25 protein-coding genes and 1 tRNA gene are annotated in these 23,761 nt (G+C 71.4%); 14 read left to right on the forward strand and 12 right to left on the reverse strand.

Translation table 11 applies throughout. The features are described 5' to 3' along the window. Positions 1-51 precede the first annotated feature (51 nt). The gene (locus HFP48_RS07280) at positions 52-798 is read right to left on the reverse strand and encodes an amidohydrolase family protein (RefSeq protein WP_037201466.1); all 747 of its coding nucleotides are present in this window, start codon (positions 796-798) and stop codon (positions 52-54) included. A 17-nt stretch (positions 799-815) separates the two neighbouring features. Beyond that, positions 816-2,111: a lactate 2-monooxygenase gene (locus HFP48_RS07285; protein WP_006930265.1), complete on the reverse strand. Its 1,296-nt coding sequence runs from the start codon at positions 2,109-2,111 to the stop codon at positions 816-818. A gap of 199 nt (positions 2,112-2,310) precedes the next feature. On the opposite strand from HFP48_RS07285, the gene HFP48_RS07290 reads away from it, so the two are divergent. The 4 genes from HFP48_RS07290 (at position 2,311) to HFP48_RS07305 (ending at position 3,805) form a co-directional block, all read left to right on the forward strand. Continuing rightward, the gene (locus tag HFP48_RS07290) at positions 2,311-2,625 is read left to right on the forward strand and encodes a rhodanese-like domain-containing protein (protein ID WP_006930266.1); all 315 of its coding nucleotides are present in this window, start codon (positions 2,311-2,313) and stop codon (positions 2,623-2,625) included. Continuing rightward, positions 2,622-2,981 (forward strand): rhodanese-like domain-containing protein, encoded by a 360-nt coding sequence (locus tag HFP48_RS07295; RefSeq protein ID WP_006930269.1) that lies wholly within the window; start codon positions 2,622-2,624, stop codon positions 2,979-2,981. Before HFP48_RS07290 ends, HFP48_RS07295 begins: the two co-directional genes overlap by 4 nt. A 115-nt stretch (positions 2,982-3,096) precedes the next feature. Continuing rightward, positions 3,097-3,381 (forward strand): metal-sensitive transcriptional regulator, encoded by a 285-nt coding sequence (locus tag HFP48_RS07300; RefSeq protein ID WP_037201469.1) that lies wholly within the window; start codon positions 3,097-3,099, stop codon positions 3,379-3,381. 25 nt (positions 3,382-3,406) lie between these two features. Continuing rightward, positions 3,407-3,805: a DUF302 domain-containing protein gene (locus HFP48_RS07305; protein WP_029541934.1), complete on the forward strand. Its 399-nt coding sequence runs from the start codon at positions 3,407-3,409 to the stop codon at positions 3,803-3,805. An 87-nt stretch (positions 3,806-3,892) separates the two neighbouring features. On the opposite strand, the gene rpe is transcribed toward HFP48_RS07305, so the two are convergent. Next, positions 3,893-4,624 (reverse strand): ribulose-phosphate 3-epimerase, encoded by a 732-nt coding sequence (gene rpe, locus HFP48_RS07310; RefSeq protein WP_029541935.1) that lies wholly within the window; start codon positions 4,622-4,624, stop codon positions 3,893-3,895. Between the two features lie 98 nt (positions 4,625-4,722). On the opposite strand from rpe, the gene HFP48_RS07315 reads away from it, so the two are divergent. From HFP48_RS07315 to HFP48_RS07325, 3 genes are all read left to right on the forward strand, one after another. Further along, a complete protein-coding gene (locus HFP48_RS07315; RefSeq protein ID WP_029541936.1) occupies positions 4,723-5,466 on the forward strand; it encodes a Clp protease N-terminal domain-containing protein in 744 nt (247 codons plus the stop codon). A gap of 123 nt (positions 5,467-5,589) precedes the next feature. Beyond that, on the forward strand, positions 5,590-6,345 hold the full coding sequence (locus tag HFP48_RS07320) for a hypothetical protein (protein ID WP_043797739.1): 756 nt from the start codon (positions 5,590-5,592) through the stop codon (positions 6,343-6,345). Next, positions 6,293-6,868: a nitroreductase family deazaflavin-dependent oxidoreductase gene (locus tag HFP48_RS07325; protein WP_246872525.1), complete on the forward strand. Its 576-nt coding sequence runs from the start codon at positions 6,293-6,295 to the stop codon at positions 6,866-6,868. The genes HFP48_RS07320 and HFP48_RS07325 overlap by 53 nt, the downstream gene beginning before the upstream one ends. 100 nt (positions 6,869-6,968) lie before the next feature. Here the strand turns inward: HFP48_RS07325 and HFP48_RS07330 are convergent. Further along, a tRNA-Arg gene (locus HFP48_RS07330) sits at positions 6,969-7,041 on the reverse strand. Positions 7,042-7,517: 476 nt separating this feature from the next. Here HFP48_RS07330 and HFP48_RS07335 point away from each other — a divergent pair. The 3 genes from HFP48_RS07335 (at position 7,518) to HFP48_RS07345 (ending at position 11,039) form a co-directional block, all read left to right on the forward strand. Continuing rightward, complete coding sequence (locus HFP48_RS07335) at positions 7,518-8,291, forward strand: neutral zinc metallopeptidase (protein WP_168579289.1); 774 nt, start codon at positions 7,518-7,520, stop codon at positions 8,289-8,291. A gap of 326 nt (positions 8,292-8,617) precedes the next feature. After that, on the forward strand, positions 8,618-9,442 hold the full coding sequence (locus HFP48_RS07340) for a M23 family metallopeptidase (RefSeq protein ID WP_029541940.1): 825 nt from the start codon (positions 8,618-8,620) through the stop codon (positions 9,440-9,442). Positions 9,443-9,518: 76 nt separating this feature from the next. Then, entirely contained in the window at positions 9,519-11,039 is a 1,521-nt protein-coding gene (locus HFP48_RS07345) for a glutamate-cysteine ligase family protein (protein ID WP_168579290.1), read from the forward strand. On the opposite strand, the gene HFP48_RS07350 is transcribed toward HFP48_RS07345, so the two are convergent. The 4 genes from HFP48_RS07350 to HFP48_RS07365 all read right to left on the reverse strand — a co-directional run bounded on the left by HFP48_RS07350 (position 11,040) and on the right by HFP48_RS07365 (position 15,632). Next, positions 11,040-13,325, reverse strand: coding sequence for a M28 family peptidase (locus tag HFP48_RS07350; RefSeq protein WP_168579291.1), 2,286 nt, complete (start codon positions 13,323-13,325; stop codon positions 11,040-11,042). Between the two features lie 75 nt (positions 13,326-13,400). Beyond that, entirely contained in the window at positions 13,401-14,624 is a 1,224-nt protein-coding gene (locus tag HFP48_RS07355; RefSeq protein WP_161997030.1) for a globin domain-containing protein, read from the reverse strand. A gap of 55 nt (positions 14,625-14,679) precedes the next feature. Beyond that, positions 14,680-15,120 (reverse strand): Rrf2 family transcriptional regulator, encoded by a 441-nt coding sequence (locus tag HFP48_RS07360; RefSeq protein WP_006933279.1) that lies wholly within the window; start codon positions 15,118-15,120, stop codon positions 14,680-14,682. Positions 15,121-15,185: 65 nt separating this feature from the next. Further along, positions 15,186-15,632: a CBS domain-containing protein gene (locus HFP48_RS07365; RefSeq protein ID WP_006933276.1), complete on the reverse strand. Its 447-nt coding sequence runs from the start codon at positions 15,630-15,632 to the stop codon at positions 15,186-15,188. A gap of 147 nt (positions 15,633-15,779) precedes the next feature. Between HFP48_RS07365 and HFP48_RS07370 the strand changes: the two genes are divergently transcribed. The 3 genes from HFP48_RS07370 (at position 15,780) to HFP48_RS07380 (ending at position 18,822) form a co-directional block, all read left to right on the forward strand. Beyond that, positions 15,780-16,730 carry a universal stress protein gene (locus tag HFP48_RS07370; protein WP_029541943.1) on the forward strand — a complete coding sequence of 317 codons (951 nt, stop codon included), beginning with the start codon at positions 15,780-15,782 and terminating at the stop codon, positions 16,728-16,730. A gap of 92 nt (positions 16,731-16,822) precedes the next feature. Next, a complete protein-coding gene (locus tag HFP48_RS07375; RefSeq protein WP_029541944.1) occupies positions 16,823-17,863 on the forward strand; it encodes an LLM class F420-dependent oxidoreductase in 1,041 nt (346 codons plus the stop codon). A 56-nt stretch (positions 17,864-17,919) separates the two neighbouring features. Beyond that, positions 17,920-18,822: a universal stress protein gene (locus HFP48_RS07380; protein ID WP_006933272.1), complete on the forward strand. Its 903-nt coding sequence runs from the start codon at positions 17,920-17,922 to the stop codon at positions 18,820-18,822. 180 nt (positions 18,823-19,002) lie between these two features. Here the strand turns inward: HFP48_RS07380 and HFP48_RS07385 are convergent, their stop codons facing one another. From HFP48_RS07385 to HFP48_RS07395, 3 genes are all read right to left on the reverse strand, one after another. After that, positions 19,003-19,278, reverse strand: coding sequence for a hypothetical protein (locus tag HFP48_RS07385; RefSeq protein ID WP_006933270.1), 276 nt, complete (start codon positions 19,276-19,278; stop codon positions 19,003-19,005). Then, positions 19,275-20,228, reverse strand: a complete 954-nt coding sequence (locus tag HFP48_RS07390; protein ID WP_043797719.1) for an acyl-ACP desaturase — start codon at positions 20,226-20,228, stop codon at positions 19,275-19,277. Before HFP48_RS07390 ends, HFP48_RS07385 begins: the two co-directional genes overlap by 4 nt. Before the next feature lie 70 nt (positions 20,229-20,298). Continuing rightward, on the reverse strand, positions 20,299-21,219 hold the full coding sequence (locus tag HFP48_RS07395) for a nitroreductase family protein (protein ID WP_050036289.1): 921 nt from the start codon (positions 21,217-21,219) through the stop codon (positions 20,299-20,301). Positions 21,220-21,412: 193 nt separating this feature from the next. On the opposite strand from HFP48_RS07395, the gene HFP48_RS07400 reads away from it, so the two are divergent. Then, the gene (locus tag HFP48_RS07400) at positions 21,413-22,051 is read left to right on the forward strand and encodes a response regulator transcription factor (protein WP_029541947.1); all 639 of its coding nucleotides are present in this window, start codon (positions 21,413-21,415) and stop codon (positions 22,049-22,051) included. Between the two features lie 13 nt (positions 22,052-22,064). Here the strand turns inward: HFP48_RS07400 and HFP48_RS07405 are convergent, their stop codons facing one another. Then, positions 22,065-23,747, reverse strand: coding sequence for a GAF domain-containing protein (locus tag HFP48_RS07405; RefSeq protein WP_050034739.1), 1,683 nt, complete (start codon positions 23,745-23,747; stop codon positions 22,065-22,067). Positions 23,748-23,761: the final 14 nt, after the last annotated feature.

Here is a 23,761-nt window from a genome sequence, read left to right on the forward strand (position 1 = left end):
TCGCGAACGGCGGAGCATACGACGTTTCGGAGATCTTGCTTGCCGGGGATGTCAACGCACGCGGTAGAACTGCGCGGCATTGTCGTGCAGCGCCCGCGCGGCGAGGTCCGGGCCCAGTGCATCGGTGACCACTGCGACGTCCGTGTCGGTGAACGGCCGCGGCGCCCGGGTGGACGGCAGGTCGGTGCCGAACATCAGGGCGTGCGGGTTCCGGTCGGCGACGGCGCGCAGAACGGCGGCGACGTCGAAGTCGGCGCGGCCGAACCCGGTCGCCTTGACCCGGACCCCGCGGTCGACCAGGTCCAGCAGGTGCGGCAGTCCGGCCGCGGACAGGCCCAGGTGGTCGATGCTCACCGCGGGCAGGGCGGCGACGGTCCCGGTGAGCGCGGGCAGTTCGCGGGCGTCGACGTACAACTCGGTGTGCCAGCCGGCGACGTCGTGGACCCGCCGCGCGAGCGAGTCGAGGTGGGCGGCGGATTCCGAACCGCCGCGGCGCAGGTTGAACCGGATCCCGCGCACGCCGGCCTCGTCGAGCCGGGCGATCTCGGTGTCGGTCACGGTCGCCGGCAGTTGGGTGACGCCCACGAAGCGGGGGCCGAGGAGGGCCAGCGCGTCCAGCAGGTAGCCCTGATCGAAGCCGTGGAAGGAGCCGGACACGACGGCGCCACCCGTGACGCCGAGCCCGCGGACCCGCTCGAGATAGTCGGCGACCGTGAAGGCCGGCGGCACGTATCCCTCGTTCGGGGTCACGGGGAAGCGGGGGTCGACGATATGGAAGTGGGCGTCGAAGATCGGCATCACGCGTCGCCCGTCGGTCACGTGCGCGTGAGCGCGTCCGCGGTGATCTCCTTCACCGACGTCAGCCCGCTGAGCCCGAGCGTCAGATCGAACTCGGCGATGATGTTCGCGACGGCGTCGCGGGCCCCCTCGCGGCCGCCCACCGCCAGCCCGTACAGGTGCGGGCGCCCGACGGTGACCGCGTCGGCGCCGAGGGCGAGCGCCTTGAACACGTCCGATCCGGTGCGGATTCCGCTGTCGAGCAGCACCGGTACCCGGCCGTCGACGGCGGGTGCGATGCCGACCAGGGCGTCGAGCGAGGCGATCGCGCCGTCCACCTGGCGGCCACCGTGGTTGGAGACGATGATGCCGTCGGCCCCGGCGTCGAGGGCGCGCCGGGCGTCGTCCGGATGGAGGATGCCCTTGAGCAGCACGGGAAGATCGGTGCGTTCGCGCAGCGACTCGATCTCCGTCCACGTCAGGGAGGGCCGGGAGTAGATGTCGAGGAAGGTCTCGACGGCGGCCCGGGGCTCGGGGGAGCGGAGGTTGTCGAGGAGGCGGCCGGGGTAGCGCCGGCTCATCGAGAGCAGTGTCCTGATCGCGCCGAGGGTCACCTCCACCTCGGGTCGTGCGCCGGCGGCGGCCGCGATGCGCTCGCGGACGATGCGCACGAACGTCGGGTCCGAGGTGTACTGGGCGATGCCCTCGCCGCGGGCGAACGGCAAGGATCCGAGGTTGAGGTCCTGGGGCCGCCAGCCCAGCAGGGTGGTGTCCAGGGTGACGACCACGGCGTCCGCGCCGATCGTCTTCGCGCGGGCGAGCAGGCTGTCGACGAGGTCGTCGTCGCTGCTCCAGTACAACTGGAACCAGCGCGGGGAGTCTCCCATCGCCGCGGCGCTCTCCTCCATCGGGGCGCAGCCCTGGTTGGAGAAGATGTAGGGCACGCCGAGTTCGGCCGCCGCGCCGGCGATCGCGACGTCGGCGTCGGGGTGCGCGAGCTCGGCGGCGCCGACCGGCGCCAGCAGGACCGGGGCGGGCAGGGTGCGGCCGAACAGCTCGACGCTCAGGTCCCGGCGGGAGACGTCGCGCAGCACGCGGGGGACGATCTTCCAGCGGTCGAAGGCCTCGCGGTTGGCGCGCATCGTCGCGCCCTCGCCGGCGCCCCCGGCGATGTAGGCCCAGCCGCGCCGGCTCGTCTTCCGTCGCGCCAGGCGTTCCAGGCCGGCGAAGTCGGTCGGCACCGCGGGGGTGCGCCCGAGCACTCCTGCCCGGTAGATGACGTTCTGGCGGGCACGGCCCGCGCCGGGCTGCGGCGCCACGGGTCCGTCGCTCATCGGCGATTCCTCACTGGTGCGTCGGGCGGGATCGTCTCGGACGCTACACGGAAGCGCCCACGCGCCGGGCCGAAGCGCCGGTCGTCCGGCGGAGACGGTGGACAGATCCCGATATACCCCCTAGGGTATGTAGTACCCCATGGGGTATGAACCTCGAACGACGGCACGATGCCCACCGGTGTGGGCCGAGGAGTGGACAATGAGGGAAATCGACATCGCTGCATTCGCCGACGAGTGGAAGTCCGGCGCGACCGTCGTGGACGTGCGCGAGGACTACGAATACGAGCAGGCGCACGTACCCGGTGCCCAGTGGATCCCGCTCGGCGAACTCGCTTCCCGTCTCGCCGAGATCCCGGGGACCGACCTCGTCTACGTCATCTGCGCCTCCGGCAATCGCAGCCTGCGCGGCGCGGACATCGTGTCCGCGTCGGGGCGGTCCGCGGTCTCGGTCGCCGGCGGCACCAAGGGCTGGCTGCGCGCCGGTCACCCGGCCGAACAGGGCGGAACCCGATGAGCCTGCTCGAGAAGATCAAGGCGCGCTTCGCCAAGCCCTACGAGTCCGTCGGCGTCGGCCGGGCGCGCGAGTTGCTGGACGGCGGGGCGGTCCTCGTCGACGTGCGCTCCGCCGCCGAGTACCGGTCCGGGCACGCGCCCGTCGCGCAGCACTGCGAACTCTCCCAGGTTCCGACGAAGGCGGCGCGGATCGTGCGCAACCGGCCGGTGGTGTTCGTGTGCCACTCGGGCATGCGCTCCGCGAGCGCCGCGCGGATGTTCGCCCCGGCGGCGCAGGCGCCCGTCGCCTCGCTGCGCGGCGGCATGATCGCCTGGGAGCGGGCCGGCGAGCGGGTGGTCAAGGGCGGTCGCCGCTGAAGGAATCGCCGGGTCGACCGGCCCGAGGTCCGGGAATCGGCGCCGAGCCGGAATGTGGGCACGGGAATACCCCACCGGGTATGATGGGTTCATCTTCAGTATGAAGGGGCCGACCATGACAGTTAACACCGTGAATGCCGCAGAATCCACCACCCAGGTGCTCAACCGGCTGCGCCGCGCACAGGGCCAGCTCGCCGGCGTGATCTCCATGATCGAGAACGGGCGCGAATGCCGCGAGGTGGTCACCCAGCTCGCCGCGGTCTCGCGCGCCCTCGACCGGGCCGGATTCAAGATCGTCGCCACCCGGTTGCGGCAGTGTGTCCTCGACGAGCAGGACGACACCTGCGTCGACAAGCTGACCGAGGAGGAACTCGAGAAGCTCTTCCTCGCGCTCGCCTGACAACAGCGAACCACGAAGGAGCAGCATGACACTCGCTCTCGCCACCACGCTGCGCGCCCCGCTCGGCGACACCGTCGAGCGCACCCGCAAGGCGCTGAAGGACCAGGGCTTCGGGGTGCTCACCGAGATCGACATGCAGGCCACCCTGAAGACCAAGATCGACGTCGACATGGAGCCGTACGTCATCCTCGGGGCGTGCAACCCGCCGCTCGCACACCAGGCCGTATCGGTCAATCGGCAGATCGGGCTGCTGTTGCCGTGCAACGTCGTCGTCCGGCGCGATCCGGAGGACGCCGGCCTGGTGCACGTCGAGGCCATGAACCCGCAACTGATGGTGCAGGTGGCCGAGGATCCCGGGCTGCAGCCCGTCGCCGACGAGGCCGCCCGGCGGTTGCAGGCAGCGATCGACGCGCTGGGGAGCTGAGCCGTCACTCGAGAACGGGCGCCGAGATGTCTCTCGGCGCCTGTTCCCGTGTTCGTCCTGTCGCCCGTTCGTCCTGTCTCCCGCTCGTCACGGTCTCCCGTACGCCGCCCGGGCCTTCTCGCGCAGCAGGCGCACGGCGCGGGCCGGGTCGTCCGTGCCGTAGACGGCCGTGCCGGCCACGAAGCAGTCGGCGCCGGCCGCCGCGGCAGCCCCGATGGTGTCGAGGTTCACCCCGCCGTCGACCTCGATGAGCACGTCGAGTTCCCCCGCGTCGACCAGGCGTCGCGCCGCGCGCACCTTGTCGAGCATCTCGGGGATGAACCGTTGGCCGTTGAATCCCGGAGGCACGCTCATCACCAGGAGCGTGTCGAAGTGCGCGAGCGTGCCGATGTGCGGCTCGAGCGGGATCTGCGGCGCGAGCGCGAGACCGGCGCGGGCGCCGGCGTCGCGCAGGCGGCCGGCGAGAGCGACCGGGTCGCGGACGGCCTCGACGTGCACGGAGACGTTGTGCGCGCCCGCCTCCGCGTAGTCGACCGCCCACCGGTCGGGATCCTCGATCATCAGGTGGCAGTCGAGCGGCAGCGGGGTGTGCCGGGCGAGGGACCGCACGACCGGCACCCCGAAGGTGATGTTGGGGACGAAGTGTCCGTCCATCACGTCGACGTGCAGCCAGTCCGCGCCCCGATCGGATCCACCGGCCACGGCCCGCGCCTCGTCGGCCAGGCGCGCCAGGTCGCCCGAGGCCAGGCTGGGCGCGATCATCGGCTCGCGCCGCGGGCGGCGATCGGCCCGGTGACCAGCGCGGACGTCGGGGTCCATGCGACGACAGTACCCGCCTCGCGGTGCCGGCGAGGTGCACCGGATCGATCGTCAACCGGGCATTGACGACCATGAGTGCGTCAACCTATGGTTGACGAATGACGAACCCGGTACCCATGAGCAATCCCGTCCGGCTCGACGACCTCATCGATGCCATCAAGAAGGTGCATACCGACGCCCTGGAACAACTGACCGACGCGGTCCTCGCCGCCGAGCATCTCGGGGAGGTCGCCGACCATCTGATCGGCCACTTCGTCGACCAGGCCCGTCGCTCCGGCGCGTCCTGGACCGACATCGGGCGCAGCATGGGCGTCTCCAAGCAGGCGGCCCAGAAGCGCTTCGTGCCCAAGGGTTCTGCCGATCTCGATCCCGAACAAGGATTCAGCCGATTCACCGAACGCGCCCGTAACGTCGTCATGGCATCACAGAACGAGGCCCGGGCGGCCGGCAACGCCGAGATCACCTGCGAACATCTCGTCCTCGGTCTGCTGAGCGAGCCCGACGCCCTCGCGGTCCGCGCGCTCGTCGCGCAGGACGTCTCGCCGGACGCGGTCCGTCGCGCCGTGGTGGAGAAGCTCCCGCCGGCGGCCGGGGACGTGCCCGACCTGATCCCCTACGACGCGCGTGCGCGCAAGGCCCTGGAGCTGACGTTCCGGCAGGCACTTCGTCTCGGGCACAACTACATCGGCACCGAGCACATCCTCCTCGCCCTCCTCGAATACGAGGACGGAAACGGCGTCCTCACCGGTCTCGGCGTGGACAAGACGGCCGCCGAAGCGCACGTCGCCGCGGCCGTGGCCGCGGAGCAGGCCGCACACGCGGAGCGCGGAGACGCGGAATGAGCAGGCAGCGATCCGCTGTCCAGCCGACCCGTCGCTGAGAGGGCCTCATCCCGCAGGGCGAAACCGCCTCCCCGGTCCGCTCCTCGATCTACCGTTGAGTCGAGGCAGCCGAGAGGGGGAACGATGACCTACCCGCTCGTCGAGAAGTCCCGGGAACGTTCGGAAGCCGGGCGGCATTTCGTGATCGAGGACTACACGAAGACGCCGTCGCTCTGTCGTCGCGGTGTCTGGGTGGGGCGTCGGGTCGATTTTTCCGAAACCGTGCTGATGTCCTTCGAGCACGGCCAGGACGACCTGTCCGTCGGCTGGATCGTGAACGGCGCGGCGATATCGCCGGCAGGCTACTATGCGCCGTGCCAAGGAGCGCCGACGATCCGATACCGGTGTCCCGGAGACGGTAGGAACCTGCACACCATTTCGCTGATGAGCACGCCCGGCAGCGATCAGGACTGTGTGGACCTGCAGGTCGTGTTCACGCGTCCGCCGCAGTGGAATCCGCTCGAGTACGGTCCCTCGAAGAAGGTGTGCCTCCAGGGCCGGATCGTCGAATGGCCGTGGTTCCTTCTGCAGCAGGAACAGCAATGCTGGGAGCGGTTCCGGAACGTATTCGAGAAGTACGTGGTGGTACCCCGTCCGGTTCCCGCACCGCCCGGCCCGGTGGAACGGTGGATCGCGAGCCTTCGGGGCGACGAGGCCGCGACGGTACGGGCTGAACTGGACACTGTCGAGCAGTTGGATCACGCCCGGGACGGCGATTTTCTCGCAGAGATCCGTGCCGACCTCGCGGCGAGGTTCCTCCGGTGGGCGAACTCCGAGGACGGGCCGGGTGCCGTGGACCGCTCGCCGCCACGCAGCGATCCGGGTCGAGATTCCTCCTGAGCGAGAGGGCGGACCCGTGACCGAAAAGGCAACGCTCCGGCGACTGGCGGAGTGGGTGTTCGGCGGCGTCGTGCTCGTTGTCGACACGGTCTTCACGGTGATCCGTGTCGTCGTGTGGCGCTCGCGCTGGAAGCCGGCATTGACTGCCCTGCGCCGGTACAACAAGGTCGTCCTCAACCCGGTGATCTTGAAGAGGGGAGGGAAGACGGTCACAGCGGTGCATCACGTGGGTCGCACATCCGGATGGCCATACGTGACCCCGGTGTGGGCGGAACGATCCGGACAGTCGTTTTTCATCCATCTGCCCTACGGCACCGACGTCGACTGGTGCCGCAACGTTCTGGCGGGCGGGGGCTGCGTCCTTGAGCGCGAGGGCGTGCGCTACGACGCCGTCGCTCCCGTGATCGTGCCGGCGGCGGAGGCGGAACCGCATGTGTCGTCGGCATCGAGGAGGATGCACCGACTGTTCGGCGTCGAGTCGTATCTACGGCTGGACATCGCCCCTGGCGTGCAGGCGGACTGATCGAGCGGCTGGAGCAGGGGCATCGCGCTGGTTCGCCCGCTTCCCGCGAGTGGCGGTCCGTAGAGAGCGGCTGCGGGTGAGCTCGACCAGCGGTCTCTTGTGCCCCCGGCAGGATTCGAACCTGCGACACCGGCTTTAGGAGAGCCGTGCTCTATCCCCTGAGCTACGAGGGCGGCGCGCGGTGGACCGGCGGTGCCGATTCGATGCGCGGTGTGAGTGTAGCCGGGATCGCGGCGCCGGTGTGAAACGGTCGCGGAACCAGCGGCACGGCGAGCGCCGCCGCCGCGCCGACGGCGATCCACGTGACGGTCCAGGCCTGGTCGGAGGCGTGCGAGGCGGACAGCAGGGGCCGGGGTGCGGAAGCTCGACCCGTAGATCGCGGCGCCCGTGAGGGCGATCGCCGTTCCCGCCCGGTCGTGCACCCGAATGTCACACGCCGTCAATCCAACCGAACGCATGTGACATTCGGCCGGAGGTGCGGCAGGTGACCTGCGGCCGGTGACATTCGGCCGGAGGTGCGGCCAGTGACCCCGGGGGTGGGGAACCGTCCCCCTCGGGGTGCGGTGTGCAGCCCGAAGAGCCCTGGAGTGCGGCGGTGGCGTGCCGGAGGGTGGATCCGCACGCCGAATCCTCGTCCCCGGGAGTACTCATGCCTCGCTCGATCTCGCGCACGATCCGCTTCGCCGCCGTGGCCGTCGCCGCCGTGGTGCCCGCCCTGGGTGCCGTCGCTCCGGCCGCCGCGGAGGACGAGTCTGCCCTGCAACAGCTTTCGCCCACAGCGGAGTGTCCGTTCGCCGCCGGGAGCACCGGGCAGTACACGACGGACGCGATGGGACCGTATGTGCAGTGCTTCCTTCCGTCGATCGAGTCGTGGATCGATGCCACGTACCAGGACATGCCGCATCCCGCCGCCTACTACTCGGTGGCGGCGGGGAAGTCGGGGGAGGCGGCGCCCGGCTGCGCCTACGACGAGAACTCGCTGATGTACTGCGCGGCCGACCGCAGCCTCTACATCGGCGAGAAGGCGGCGATGGACCTCGTGAACGGCTACGGGGAGATCGCCATTGCCGCGGTGCTGAGCCACGAGGTGACGCATCACTTCCAGACGATGCTGGCACTGCCGGAGCCCGACCCGGCCGAACCCAACAGTGCCATCCCCTACGAGAACCAGGCCGACTGTGGATCGGGCGCCTTCGTCGCGTACTCCGAACGCGACCTCGGCGTCACGGTCGAGCAGACCGCCCTGGCGTCGCTGGGCCGGGCGTTCGCCGCGGTGGGGGAGGACAAGGGGCCGGAGCGCACCCACGGCACCGCCGAGCAGCGCATCCAGGCATTCGACACCGGCTACCTCAGCCCGTCGCCCACCCCGTTGCTCTCGTGCGTCGACTACATCCCCGAGGCGCCCATCGCGTACATCGGCTGACGCGCCGGGCGCTCCGCTGTGATCACAATCACATAACCGCCGTCGTCTCCTCGCGGTTCTGTATGCGCGCGAGGCGGCGCCGGGAGCCGCCGGCCCCGGCGGACGTCCCAACCCCGCCCGCGCGCACCAGGAGGGTGTTTCCGCAGTTCACGCGGGTGGGGCAGGGCTGCATCCGGCCGGGCTGCCGCCGGGTCGCCGTCGGTACCCACCGCAGAAGTGTCCGAAACGTAACGCTGGCGCTGCCCTATATCGTTTTGTTACTTTGAGTCGCCAGAAACGGCCGGGGCACACCCGGCGCGCAACGGACGACGGATGAGGTAGCAACTGTGGGACGGCACCAGCGGGCAGGCGACGAGGCGACCACCTTCGAGATGGATCTGTCCGGTGCGTCCTCCGGCCGCGGCCGGCACCGCGTCGAGCCCACCGGTCCGTCGGCACCCGTGAAGGCCGCCACCGTGGCCGCCGCCACCGGTGCCTTCTTCGCCGTGGGTGCCCAGCTCGCCGCCGGCACGGCCAGTGCCGCGCCCGCCCCCGCCCAGACCGGCACCCTGCCGTTCGAGGTGCCGCAGGGCCTGCTGCCCGAGGGCTTCGAGCTCCCGCAGCTGCCCGGTGCGCCCGCCCCGGCCGACGAGCACGGCCACGAGCACGCCGCCGCTCCCGCCCTGCCGCCGGAGCTCGACACCCTGGTCGACCAGTTCGCCGCGGGCCAGGGCTGGCTGAACAACCTCAACCCCGCCAAGCCTGCCACCGTGCAGCCCGTCTCGGGCACGCTCACCTCGGACTTCGGCCCCCGCTGGGGCAGCCACCACGGCGGCATCGACATCGCCGCCCCGATCGGCACGCCGATCAAGTCCGCCGCCGACGGCACCGTCCTCGACGCGGGCGCCGCCTCCGGCTACGGCCAGTGGGTGCGCGTCCTCAACGACGACGGCACCACCGCCGTCTACGGCCACGTCGACACCTACCAGGTCAGTGCCGGTCAGCGGGTGACCGCCGGTCAGCAGATCGCCACCGTCGGCAACCGCGGCTGGTCCACCGGCCCGCACCTGCACTTCGAGGTGTGGGACCAGGCCGGCGGCAAGACCGACCCCAACGCCTGGCTCAGCACCCGCGGCGTCGTCGCCGACTGGGGCAGCTACCGCGCCGTCTGACGCTCGCCCCCAACTGCGGTCGCTCGGCCGCTAGGCTGACGAATCATCACCTAGCGGGGGAGAGGGACACGGCTCCATGGGCACGCAGATCAAGGCTCGCTCCTTCACCCGCGCCGACCGGCGCGAGTTCCGCACCAAGGTGCAGGCCTGCCTCGCCGCCCTGGACCGGATGCTGCGCGACGGCGCCTTCACCGACGCGCGCGAACGGCCGGAGCCGCTGCTCGGCATGGAGATCGAGTTCAACCTCGTCCAGGACGACATGGAACCGGCCATGTGCAACCTCGAGGTCCTGCAGGCGATCGACGATCACGCCGTGTTCCAGACCGAGCTGGGCCAGTTCAACGTCGAGATGAACGTCGACCCCGGGCCGTTCACCGGTGACGCCACCCTCCACATCGAGAACACCCTGCGCGAGTCGCTGCGCCGCGCCGACACGCGGATGCACCGGCAGGACGCCCAGCTCGTCATGATCGGCATGCTGCCCACGCTCGAGCTCGCCCACCTCGACCGGGAGCGCATCACCGCCAACCCGCGCTACGAAGCCCTCAACGAGCAGATCTTCGCCGCACGCGGGGAGGACATCGAGCTCGATCTCGACGGCGTGCCCCTCCCCGGCCGCGACGACGCCGAACAGCTGCGGGCCGACGCCAACTCGGTCGTGCCGGAGGCGGCCTGCACGTCGCTGCAACTGCACCTGCGGGTGGCCCCGGAGGACTTCGCCGACCACTGGAACGCCGCTCAGTGCCTGGCCGGAGTGCAGGTGGCGCTCGCCGCGAACTCCCCGTTCCTCGCCGGCAAAGCGCTGTGGCACGAGAGCCGGATCCCGCTGTTCGCGCAGGCCACCGACACCCGCACCCAGGAGCTGAAGAATCAGGGGGTGCGGCCGCGGGTGTGGTTCGGCGAGCGCTGGATCGACTCGGTGACCGACCTGTTCGAGGAGAACTCGCGGTACTTCCCGGCGCTGCTGCCCGAGGTGTCCGACGTCGATCCGATCGCCGAGTTCGATGCCGGCCGGACTCCGCGGCTGCGCGAGCTGCAGATGCACAACGGCACCATCTACCGCTGGAACCGGCCCGTCTACGACGTCGCCGACGAGCACCCGCACCTGCGGCTCGAGAACCGGGTGCTGCCGGCGGGCCCGACGGTGCTCGACATCATGGCCAACGCCGCGTTCTACTACGGGGCGCTGCGCGCCCTCGTCGACGCCGACGTGCCGCTGTGCCGGTTCATGAGCTTCGACGCGGCCCGCGAGAACCTCGGGATCGGGGCCAAGTACGGCCTCGACGCGCGGCTGTACTGGCCCGGCCTGGGCTGGGTGGGCGCCGACGAACTCGTGCTGCGCCGGCTGCTGCCCATGGCGGACGCGGGCCTGACCGCCTTCGGACTGTCGCAGCAGGCGCGGGACCGGTACCTGGGCATCATCGAAGGCCGGTGCCTGAACCGGCAGACCGGGGCGGCGTGGCAGCGGGCGCAGGTCGTCGAACGGGAGGACGCCGGCGCCGACCGGCGCACCGCCCTGCACGGAATGATGCGTGACTACATCCGGAACATGCTGGGCGGCAAGCCCGTTCACGAGTGGCCGCTCGGCACGGCATGATCACAACCGGACGGTGCGGGTCACCGCGACCGCGGGGGTGACCACGGCCCGGTCGTCCGGAGCGGTGTATCCCGGGACGACGGTGAGGTCGTCGGTGACGTCGGCGACGTGCAGTACCACCGCGCCGTCGCGCGGGGCGACGGTCAGCCGCACCTCGATGCCCTCGGCCGGGGTCCCGGAGAACAGGAACCCGAACGGCGCGGCCGGCGCGGCGCTCCGCCCGGCCACCACCGCCTCCCGCACCGCCGCGGACGTCCCGTCCACCCACAGCCCGATCGTCGGCGCCCCGCGCGGCGACGTCAGCCGCAGGGTCAGCGTCCGTTCGTCGCCGTCGGTGACGTCCGCGACGACGGCGAGACCGGGCGCGGGCAGCGGCGCGACCGGCGCGGGCCCGTGGGCGAACCTGGTCTCGCTGCGCCACGGGAACGCGTCCGGCAGCGTGGCCGGCTCCTCGGGCAGCAGGGCGCGGCTCCAAGCCGAGGCGGGGGCGCGCGGCGACGCCCACACGGCGGCACCGGTGTCCGCGTTCAGCGCGTAGAGCAGTTGTTCCTGCCGCGGCGGGGTGGCGCCGTCGCGGTTGACCCAGCCGCCGACCGGCGCGGCCACGAGCACGACCCCCGCGGCGGCGATCGCGGCGAGCCGCAGCTGCGACGGCGCGCCGGCGGCGTCGACGAGCGGCAGCGCCAGCGCGAACAGCACCGCGACGAACACCCCCGCGAGCGGCGCTCCGGTGAGCAGACCGGCGTCGAACGACGCCACCGCGGCGGGCACGAGCACCACGACCGCCGGAACTGTCCCGGCCAGCGTCACCGGCGTCCGCCACCCGCGCCGATCGGTGGGCAGCAGGTCCACGACGAGCGCGGCGATCGCCGCGGGCAGCGCCGGCAGCACCAGGACGGTCGCGACGCCGAGGAAGGGCAGCGCGGCCAGGGCGGTGACCGTCACGGCGAGCAGCGCGCCCGTCGCGAACGCGGCAGGGCCGACACGGCGGCGCACCGGCGGATACGCCGCGAGCAGGACGGCGACGGCCGCGGTCGCCGCGGCGACCTGATGGGGCACCGGCAGGTACGGCTCGCGCAGGACCGCCGAGGCCTGACCGGGAGCGATCCGCAGCGCGAGCCACCACGGCACGAACGCCGCACCCGCCGCCGCGGCCGCCACGGCGATCGAGATCCCGCCCGACGCCGCGAGACGGCCCGCCGAGGCGGCACCGTCCCGGATCCGCCGGGCCGCGAGGGCGCCGGTGACGGCGGCGAGCAGCGCGGTCAGGGCGATCTCGAGCGGGCGCGGGTAGTGCACCGGCCCCCAGGGCAGCGTGACGACGACGTCGTCGCCCCCCGAGCCGAGCACTGCCAGGTCGGCGGACGAGAACCGCTGTGCCGCAGCAAGGGTGGTTTCTCCCATGCGCTGCAGCGACGCGGTGTCGAGCCGGTCCGGGGTGTCGAGGGGACTGTGATAGTAGGCGCCGCCGCCGGCGATCGCGGTGTCCGCGGCGTGCATGCCGGCCTCGGTGAGGCGGCGGAAGTCGGTGTCGTTGGGCAGCAACTCGAACGCCGTCTGGGTGAACGAGTCCGCGGTCGTGCCGGGCACGCCGGACAGCACACCCACGAGACCCGCGTTGGGGGAGGAGATCCGGAAGGTGACGGGGATCCCGCCGTTGCCGCGGGCCTCGTGGTTGAGCACCACCGTCGGCCTCGCGTCGGCCGGTTGCCGCCGCGTGTACTCCTCGGCGCCGAGCAGGCCGCGTTCCTCGCCGTCGGTCACGAGCACCGTGACGTCGTTCCGGGGACGGGGGCCGGCGGTCAGGGCGCGGGCCGCCTCGAGCACCGTGGCGATCCCGATCCCGTCGTCGCCCGCGCCGGGGGAGCCGGCGACGGTGTCGTAGTGCGCGGCGAGCACGACGGTGCCGGTGGGGTCGGTGCCGGGCAGGGTGGCGACGACGTTCGCGACCCGGCCGCCCCGCTGGGTGCCCTGCACGGCGGTGGCCGACCAGCCGACGCCGTCGTCGACGCGGACGGACCAGCCGAGGTCGTCGAGGATACGGACCAGGTACTCCCAGGTCGCGGCATGGCCGGCCGAACCCGGGGTGCGCGGCCGCGCGGCCACCGCCTCGACGTGGGTCGTCGCGCGGACGGCGCTGAACGCGGTGGGGGGAGCGTCGGCCGGTGCGGGTGCCGCCGGGGTCCGCAGCGTGGCCGCGAGCCCGACGAGGAGCAGCACGAGCAGTCCGATCCGGCCGGCCCGGCGGGTGCGGCCCGCGCCGGCGGGGGCCGGAGCATCGTCCATGCGAGCGAGCCTAGCGCCGGATCGTGGAGACGACCGTGCCCCGGCCGCGGGGGCCGGGGCACGGTCGGAGGCGACTCAGGCGTTCGGGGCCCAGCTGTCGGGACCGAACACCTCGTAGTGGATGTTCTCGGCGGGCACGTTGCGCTCGATGAGGGCCTCGCGCAGCGAGAGCATGAACGGCAGCGGACCGCACAGGTACGCCTTGGTGTTCGGGTCGAGCGGCAGGTCCGACACGTCGGCCCGGCCCACGCGCACGGTCTCGAGCGGCTCGCGGGCGCCGAGGTCCTCGTACCACCGGTGCACCTCGGCGGACGGGATGCGCTCGACGAGGGTGGCCAGCTCGTGCCGGTGCGCGTGGTTGGCGACGGAGCGGTCGGCGTGCAGCACCGAAACCTTGCGCTCGTCACCGGTTTCCGCGAGGTGCGCGAGCATGCCGATCATCGGGGTGCAGCCGATGCCGGCGGAGGCCAGCAGCAGCGGGGCGCCGTCGTCGGGCAGCACCAGGTCGCCGAACGGGGTGGTGACCTGCAGCTCGTCACCCTCGAAGACGTTGTCGTACAGGAAGTTCGAAACTTCACCGGCCGGCGCGGCGGTGCCGTCGGGGGTGGTGGTCGCCACGATCCGCTTGACGGTGATGCGCCAGTCGCCCTGGGCCGGCGCGTTGGTCAGGCTGTACTGGCGGATCTGGCGGGCCCCGTCGGGCAGCTTCACGCCCACCGAAAGGTACTGTCCCGGACGGAAAGCGGGCAGCGGGGCGCCGTCGAGCGAGGTCAGGACGAACGAGACGGTGTCGGCGGACTGGTGCCGGCGCTCGGCGACCCGGACGGTGCGCCACACGTCGCCCGGCGCGACGCCCGCGGCCTTGTACAGGTCGTCCTCGAGCTTGATGAGCGTGTTGGCCATCAGCCAGTACAGCTCGTCCCAGGCCGCGGCGACCTCGGGGGTGACGGCCTCGCCGAGGACCTCCACGATCGCCTCGAACAGGTGCTTGTGGACGATCCAGTACTCGTCGGGCTTGATGCCGAGGGAGGCGTGCTTGTGCGCGATGCGGGACAGGATCGCCTCGACCCGGGCCGGGTCGGGATCGAGCTGCAGGGTCGCGAAGGCGGCGATGGAGCCGGCCAGGGCCTTCTGCTGTTCGCCCTGCTTCTGGTTGCCGCGGTTGAACAGGTCGCGCTCGAGTTCGGGGTGCGCGGCGAACATCTTCTTGTAGAACAGCGGGGTGATGTCGCCGATGGCGGCACCCACGGCGGGGAGGGTGGCGCGGACAACTTCCTTGGACTCGGCTGAGAGCGGCATCGTGAACTCCGTTTCGGGTAGGGCTGGGCCGGTTCCGGGCTGTGGAACCGTGCGGTCAGACGGCGGGGCGGGTGAGATCGAGCAGGACGGTGCGGGTGGGGGCCCGGGTGAGATCGGCGACGGTGACGGAGTCGAGCGCCGCGTAGAAGGACTCCTGGGCTCGGCGCAGTGCGCCGCGGAGGCTGCATCCTTCCCGCAGCGGGCACGGTTTGTCGCCCTCGCAGGCGACGACCTCGCCGTCGCCTTCGAGTTGCCGGGTGAGCCATCCGACGGACGCGCCCCGGCCGAGCTCGGTGATGGTCAGTCCGCCGCCGCGGCCGCGGCGGGTCGTGACGACGCCGAGTTCGCTCAATCGTGCGACCACCTTGGTGGTGTGTGCGTACGACAGCTGCAGCTGCTCGGCGACGCGCTTGGTGCTGGGGGAGCTGTCGGGCGCGGCGGCCGCCAGGTACATGACAACTCTCAGTCCGAGATCGGTGAACTGGGTGAGTTGCATGACCTGAGACTAGATAATTGGTATCTGAAATGACAATTTAATGTGACGTAGATCGCTTCCGTGCGTCAGCGTTCGAGCACGGGAAGGATATTGCGCCAGCTGACGATTCCGATCGGCCTGCCGTCGCGCACCACCGGCACGGACCGCAGCCGCATCTGCAGCATCGCCCGCGCGATGTCGAACAGCTCGGCGTCCGCGTCGAGGGCCACCGGCGGCAACGCCACCGCCCGCACCGTCAGCGGCCGGCGGATCGCGGTGACGAGCGGCAGGTCTGCGTACATCGACAGGCGCGCCAGATGCGCCCCCGCCAGCGCCTCCTCGGTGATCAGTCCGCAGAGCCGGCCGTGCTCGTCGACCACCGGGAGGGTGGTGAAGCCGTTGCGGGCCAGCACCTCCCCGGCCCGCTCCAGGGTGGCGTCGACCGTCACGGCCAGCACCGGCGTGCTCATCACGTCCGCCGCGCGGACCTTGTGGGCCGCGGGCCCCGCCATGCGGATCGGTCCACCGGACATGATGCGCCTCCTCTGCCTACGATTGTGGCCGCATCCCCGCTACCGGGCCAGTGGCTCCGGACTTCCCGGAGAGGGACCAAAGACCATTCCTGCCCCCAGGGGAGCGGATTAACCTCGACCCCGAGGACGATCCCTGCGACGAGAGCGGTGACCGACGTGAAGTTCCCAGGCAGCAAGGCGCACCACGAGCCCACGCACGACGAGGCGGTGCGCTCGAACACCGTGGTGGTCGGGATCGACGGATCCCCGGCCTCCGACGACGCCGTCCGGTGGGCCGCCGCGACGGCCGCCGACCGCGGGCTGCCGCTGCACATCGTGCACGCTCTCGACTTCGCCCCCAGCGGCTACAGCGGGGCGCCGTTCATCCAGACCGCACAGGTCTTCGAATGGGTCGAGGACGAGGGCAAGACGCTGCTGCAGCGCGCCGAGGAGGTCGCCCGCACCGTCGCGCCGGCACTCGAGATCACCACCCGGCTCGCCGCCACCGGCAGCGCGCGCTGGCTCATCGACCTGTCCGCCCGCGCGCGGATGCTCGTGCTCGGCTCCTCCGGCACCGGCCGGGTGGGCGAGGCACTGCTCGGCTCCACCCCGGTGTCCGTCGCCAGCCACGGTCGCTGCCCGGTCGTCGTCGTCCGCGGCAAGGCTCCGGAGACCCTGCCCGACACCCGGCCCGTCGTCGTCGGGGTCGACGGCAGCCCCCTCAGCGAGAAGGCCGTCCGCGCGGCGTTCGAGGAGGCCGGCCTGCGCGGCGTCGACCTCGTCGCGGTGCACGTGTGGAGCGACATGCGGCGGGGCACCTTCGACGAGGCCGTGGAGGTTTCGATCGATCCGAACGCGTTCGCGGAATCCGAGCAGGCCCTGCTCGCCGAGCGCCTCGCCGGGTTCCACGACCGCTACCCCGACGTGAACGTGCGTCGCGAGGTGTACGTCGACGGGCCGCGCGCCCACCTGCTGGCCTGGTCGGAGAAGGCGCAGCTGCTGGTGCTCGGCAGCCGCGGCCGCGGCGGCTTCACCGGCATGCTGCTCGGCTCCACCAGCAACTCGCTGATCCGCGACGCGCAGTGCCCCGTCATGGTGGTGCGCCCCGACGAGTCCTGAAGGTCGCGCCACACCCCGGCGGTAGGGTACCTGGCACACGGGTACGAGCGTGCCCGGCAGGACCACGCACCAACGAATCACGGGGTATGCGGATGCGCATCGGGATGGGATTGAACTACAGCGGCGGATTCGCCGAGACGGCGGCGGAGGTGGCCGATCTCGAACGGGCCGGCCTCGACATCGTCTTCGTACCGGAGGCGTACTCGTTCGACGCGGTCAGTCAGCTCGGCTACCTCGCGGCCAAGACCGAACGACTCGAGCTGGCCTCGGGCATCTTCCAGATCTACACCCGCACGCCGAGCCTGACGGCGATGACCGCCGCAGGTCTCGACTACGTCTCCGACGGCCGCTTCGTCCTGGGTATCGGTGCGTCCGGCCCGCAGGTCATCGAGGGATTCCACGGCGTCAAATACGACGCGCCGCTCGGCCGGACCCGTGAACTCGTCGACATCTGCCGCCAGGTGTGGCGCCGGGAGAAGGTCGAGTACCAGGGCAAGTACTACCAGATCCCGCTGCCGCCGGAGAAGGGCACCGGACTCGGCAAGCCGCTCAAGCTGATCAATCACCCGGTGCGCGAACGCATCCCCGTCCTGATCGCCGCGATCGGCCCCAAGAACGTCGAGATGACCGCCGAGATCGCCGAGGGCTGGGAACCGATCTTCTTCTATCCCGAGAAGGCCGCCGACGTGTGGGGCGAGTCCCTCGCGCGCGGCAAGGCCAAGCGCGATCCCGCGCTCGGGGACCTGCAGGTCTACGTCGGCGCGGCGCTCGCGATCGGCGACGACGTCGACTTCCTGCTCGACTTCGTACGCCCGCACCTCGCGCTGTACATCGGCGGCATGGGGGCGAAGGGCAAGAACTTCTACAACGACCTCGCCGTCCGCTACGGGTACGCGAAGGAGGCGGAGACCATCCAGGACCTGTACCTCGCAGGCCGGAAGGAGGAGGCCGCCGCCGCGGTGCCCGACGACCTGGTGCGGGCGGTCTCGCTCATCGGGCCCGAGAGTTACGTCCGGGAACGCGTCGCCGCGTTCGCCGAAGCCGGCGTCACCACCCTCAACGTCAACCCGATCGCGGAGAACACCGCCGGCCGGGTCCGACTGATCGAACAGCTGCGGGAGATCTGCAACTGACACCCGCGCCGATGTGAGAACCCGGGCCCACCGGCCCGCCGACAGAGGGGATTTTCATGACCGAAACCCAACCGATCGTCGTCGCGGTCGACGGATCCGACGCGGCGGCGACCGCGGTGATCTGGGCGGCCCGCGCTGCCGCGGCCCGCGCGCTGCCGCTGCACATCGTCACCGTCGTGCACATCCCCGCGTTCTACTACTCCGAGCCCTACCTCGCGGAGAGCTTCCACGAGGAGATGAAGGAGACGGCGCGGGCGCGGCTCGACAGTGCCAAGGTGCTCGCCAAGCGCATCGCCGACGAGCAGGGCCCGGTCGAGATCACCACGGAGCAGATCGAGGGCAAGGTCGTCCCCACCCTCGTCGACCTCTCGAACCGTGCCGACACCATCGTGCTCGGCTCGCGCGGGCTCGGGGAGGTGAAGGGGCTGCTCGTCGGCTCCGTCACCCTCGGTCTCGCCTCGCACGCCCACTGCCCGGTCGCGATCGTGCGCGGCCGCACCCTCGACGGGGCACCGCCCTCCGACGGCCCGGTCGTGGTCGGCGTCGACGGTTCCGAGGCCTCCGTGCGCGCCGTCGAGGTGGCGTTCGCCGAGGCGGCCGCCCGCAAGGCGACGCTCGTCGCGGTGAACGTGTGGAGCGACGTGAGCGTGCAGCCGTCCCTGGGCGCGGTGCCCGAGGATCCGCAGTGGAGCAGGATCCAGACGGGGGAGGAGGTCGTGCTCGCCGAGAACCTCGCCGGGTTCCAGGAGCGCTACCCGGACGTCGTCGTCGAGCGCGTCGTCGCGCGGGACCGGCCGGTGCGGGTGCTGAGCGAGTACGCCGAACGCGCCCAGCTGATCGTCGTGGGCTCCCGCGGCCGCGGCGGCTTCAAGGGCCTGCTGCTCGGATCGACCAGCAACGCGCTGATGCAGACGGCCGACTGCCCCGTGCTGATCGTCCGGCCGGACGGTGAGAAGTAGCCGTCCCGTCGCGGCCTGCGCCGCATGTGTTTGCGCGGCAGGGTGCTTCCCGCGCGCGTCCCTACGCGTGCGGGAAGCATCGCAGCGCGCGACCGCCGGGAACGTACCCGGACGCTCGATGCCCGGCACCCTGAGCGGGTGCCGGGCATCGTCGCCGGGTGGTTCCGGGTCGCCGCGTGGTCAGCCGAAGTCGTCGAGGCCGCGCCGGCGCAGCTCGCTCCACACGTCGGCGGGATGCACCCCGCGACGGACGGCGTCGTTCTCGATCAGCACGCCGAGCATCTGCGAACTGAGGAAGGCGACGTCCTCCGGGCGGTGCGTGCCGCTCTTGACGGTCAGCCATCCGGACACGTCGCCCCGCTTCGCGGCGCGGGCCATGTCGAGCACCGAGCCGAACAGCTCTGCCGACCCGGTGTCGCGGTCCTCCCGGGATCCGGGCTCGCGCACGCTGGTCATGCGCTCGCCCCTGCGTGTTCGTCGCGCCGGGCCTGACGGGCCAGCGCCCGGTCCCGGGCTTCCTCGAACCGCTCGGCCTTCGTCTGCAGGTCGGTGAGGAAGGCGTCGAGGTCCTCGCGCAGCTGCTCGCCGCGGCCGCCGAAGTCGGTGCGGTCGAACACGCGCCACTTGCGGAGCACCGGCAGCACCACGTCGTCGAGATGCTGCCGCAGGTCGTAGATGCCGCCCTTGGCGATCAGCACGGCGTTGCGCCGGAAGTTCGCCATCGACGCGCCCGGCATCCGAAAGCGGGTCAGCACGCTCATGATCGCGGCGAGCGCCTGGTCGGGGGCGATGTCGAGGGCGCCCTCGACGATGTTGCGATAGAACATCATGTGCAGGTTCTCGTCCGCGGCGACGCGGGCGAGCATGCGGTCCGCGATCGGATCCCCGCAGGCCTTACCGGTGTTGCGGTGCGAGACCCGGGTCGCCAGTTCCTGGAAGGTCACGTACGACACGGACTCGAGCATCGACGTCGAGCCCGGGTCGAATCCGGTGGTCATGTGCGCCATGCGTGCGTTCTCGAGCGCGACGGGGTCCACACCGCGGGTGACCACCAGGTAGTCCCGCATGACGACGGAGTGCTTGTTCTCCTCGGCCGTCCAGCGGCCCACCCACGTGCCCCAGGCGCCGTCGAGGCTGAAGTGCTCGGCGATCTCGCGGTGGTAGGAGGGCAGGTTGTCCTCGGTGAGCAGATTGGTGATCATCGCTGCCTGCGCGGTTTCGGACAGCGCGGACTGGTCGGGGTCCCAGTCGATGCCGCCGAGGGCGGCGAAGTTGCGGCCCGCGTCCCACGGAACGTAGTCGTGCGGATGCCAGTCCTTCGCCATCGCCAGGTGGCGGTGGACGTTGTCCTCGGCGATCGGCTCGAGCTCTCGGAGCAGTTCGAGATCCGTGAGTTCCCTGGTCACAGTGATGTATTCCCTCTCTGGTGGGACCCCGGGCGCCCCCCTGCGGCGCCCGGCGGTCGGTTCGGTCGGGTCAGAACCCGATGCGCATGATCAGTTGCGGCAGGCCGTCGATGTCCATCCGCTCGGCGAGCCGGTCAGCCGAATCCTCCACGCGCAGTGGATAGGTGAGTACGGACGCCGACAACCGGGCGTCGACCGCCGCCAGCCACGCCCGCTCGGAGGCGATGCCCACCCGGACCAGGTCGATCGGATCGCCGGAGTGCACCGAGAACACCAGCACGGTCTCCCGGTCGATGGCCGCCGCGAGTTCGGTGGTGTCCGGCACGCCGGTGGTGATCAGCGCGCGCCCGGCGGGGCCGCCGGCGTCGAGATCGGCGCCCCAGTCGGTCACCACCTCGGCGTTGCCCTCGGGGTGCCAGTGCGACGTCCACCGGAACATCTCGCGCTGGTAGTACGGATTGCGGCGCATCGCGTCGGCCGAGTAGGTGAGCATGTCGGCGAGCGCCGGGGCCTCGTCCGACGCCAGCAGGCGAACCTGGACCCCGGGGAGGTCGGCGGCGGCCATCACGTCGGCGATGGTGGTCGCCGGCACCGGGATCCGGGCGAACGACTCGCGGTGGCTGCGCCGGTGCGAGATGGCGGCGAAGAACCCCAGGTCGGTGCTCGAAGGAGTGGCCGGCGCCGCTGCCTCGATCCGTGCGATCAGCTCGGGCCGCTCCGGCTCGGGCAGCAGCAGGGTCCGGGTGCTCCAGCCGAGCACCCGGATGCCGAGTTCGAGGTTGGCGACGGCGGCTCCGCACGAGATCAGCCGATCCGGGCGCAGGGGGTCCTGGCCGGGGGCGGCGAACTCGACCCGCTCCTCGAGTTCGGCCGTGCGGGCCGGGAGGCGCAGGCTCCACGGCTGAGTGTCGTGGATCGAGGGGGCCTCGATCACGGCACGCGCGATCACCTCGGTGTCGCTCGTGGACCAGGTGTCGGGCACCGTGGACATCGCAGCCTCCTCGTCCTGGTCGGTCACCTCGCACGGCTCATCGAGGATGACTGTCCGAGCATCGCCCGCGGGCTGCACCGGGCGCATGTGCCGAAGGTCCCGAAACTGCCGTCGAACGGCCCGGGGTCGGCGGCGCGCGAGCGAGCTGAGACGATGGTCACCGCAATGCCGGTGTCAGGAAAGGTGAGGGACGATGCCTCGGGTATTTCTCGTCGACGACCATGAGATCGTGCGGCGCGGGTTGGTCGACCTGCTCGACAGCGTGCCCGACTTCACGGTTGTCGGGGAGGCCGCGTCGGTCGGTGAGGCGCTGGCCCGCATCCCGGGCAGCGGAGCCGAAGTCGCGGTGCTCGACGTGCGCCTGCCCGACGGCAACGGCGTCGAACTGTGCCGCGAGCTGCGGGCCCGCATGCCGGAGCTGCGCGCGCTCATGCTCACCTCCTACGCCGACGACGAGGCCCTGTTCGACGCGATCATGGCGGGCGCGTCCGGATTCGTCCTCAAGCAGATCCTCGGCACCGACCTGGTCTCGGCGATCCGGACCGTCGCGGCCGGCGGCTCGCTGCTCGACAGCCGGGCGACGGCCGCGCTCATGGAACGCATCCGCGCGTCCCGCACGGCGGACCCGCTCGCCGAGCTGTCGGAGCAGGAGCGGGCCGTGTTCGAGCTGATCGGGGAGGGCCTGACCAACCGGGAGATCGCCGAGCGGCTGTTCCTGGCGGAGAAGACGATCAAGAACTACGTCTCGCGGCTGCTGGCCAAGCTCGGGATGCAGCGCCGCACGCAGGCCGCGGTGCTCGCCACCGAGCTGCGCAAGCAGCGCGAGGTCTGACGGGGACCCCGGGTCACAGGGGGACCTGCCACAGCACGCGCGTCCCGCCCCTGTCGCCGGGTCCGGTGCTGCAGCGGCCGCCGCACTGCTGGGCGCGCCGCTCGAGGTTCGCGAGGCCGCTGCGGCGCGGGGTGTCCGGCAGCCCGATGCCGTCGTCGACGATCTCGATCGTGAACTCGTCGCCCGCGGTGACGGATACGGAGATCTTCTCCGACTGCGAGTGGCGCAGCGCGTTGCTCAGTCCCTCCCGCAGCACCGCCTCGGCATGCGGATGGATGCGTGCGGGTACGAGAGTGTCGATGGCGCCGGCGAATTGGACGTTCGGCGCCACGGGGGACTGAGTGGTCAGGTCGCCGACCACATCCAGCAGCCGCCGCCGCAGGCTGGTCGACGCCGCGGCGCCGGTGGTGTGCAGATCGAAGATGGTGGTGCGGATCTCGCGGACCGTGCGGTCGAGCTGCTCGACGGCGTGCTGGACGATGTCCGCGACCCGGTCCGGATCGGTGCCGGGCACCAGGGTGCTCTGCAGGCTCATCCCGGTGGCGAAGAGGCGCTGGATCACGTTGTCGTGCAGATCCTGTGCGATCCGGTCCCGGTCGGCGAGCACGTCGAGCAGCCGCTTCTTGCGTTGTTGCGCCGCGAATTCGAGTGCCACCGTGACCAGGTCGGCCATGGACTTAAGGCGCGTGACCTCCGCGTCGTCCCACGCATCGGAACGGGCCGACCGGGTGGCGATCAGTACGCCGGTGACCCCCGACGTGGCGGACAGCGGCAGGATCGCGGCGCGGCCCGCGCCGGCTGCCGGAAGCCCCTCGAGGTTGTCGGTGATCAGTGTGCGCCTGGTGCGGATCGCCTGCAGCGCAGGAGAATCGGTGAGGTCGAGACGCGAGCCCGTCGCCGGCGGGTCGGGCGCGGCGGCGGCCCGGACGGTCCCCTCGGTGCCGTCGACCAGCAGGACGTAGGTGCCCACGGTGTGGGCGAGGTCCCGGACCCGGTCGACCAGGAGCGCCAGGGTCTCGTCGACGGAACCGCCCACCAGCAACCGTGAGTTGATCGCGGCCACCGCCTCGAGCCAGCGTTCGCGGGTGAGGGACCCCTCGAACAGGCGGGCGTTGTCGATCGCGACGCCCGCGGAGGTGGCGAGGACCTTCAGGATCACCTCGTCCTCTTCGGTGAAGGCGGGACCGTCGATCTTCTCGGTGAGATAGATGCTTCCGAAAACCCTGCCGCGCACCATGATCGGCGTGCCGAGGAAGCTCTTCATCGGTGGGTGGCCGGGTGGGAAGCCGATCGAGGCGGGATGCTCCGACAGGTCCGCGATCCGCACCGGCCGCGGGTCGTTGATGAGCAGGCCGAGCAGGCCCCGACCCTCGGGCAGGTGCCCCATGCGGCTGCGCTCGGCCGGGTCGATGCCGACATACACGAACTCCGACAGCCCGCCGTCGGGCGCCCGCACGCCGAGCGCACCGTAGCGGGCGCCGAGCAGCGCGACGGCCGCGGAGACGATGCGCTGCAGCATGGAGTCGAGTTCGAGGCCCGACCCGACGACGAGCACCGCCTCGAGCAGGCTCTGCATGCTCGCCGGGGTGGTAACGGTGTCGGTGAGCCGTTCACGGATCTCGGCGAGCAGTCCGTCGATGTCGGCGGTGTCGTCGATCGTGCCGTTGTCACCGGGAGCGCTCACACCCGTCAGCATAGGTGCACTCCTCG

This window comes from Rhodococcus sp. DMU1, from assembly GCF_012272955.1.
Lineage (GTDB): Bacteria > Actinomycetota > Actinomycetes > Mycobacteriales > Mycobacteriaceae > Rhodococcus > Rhodococcus aetherivorans.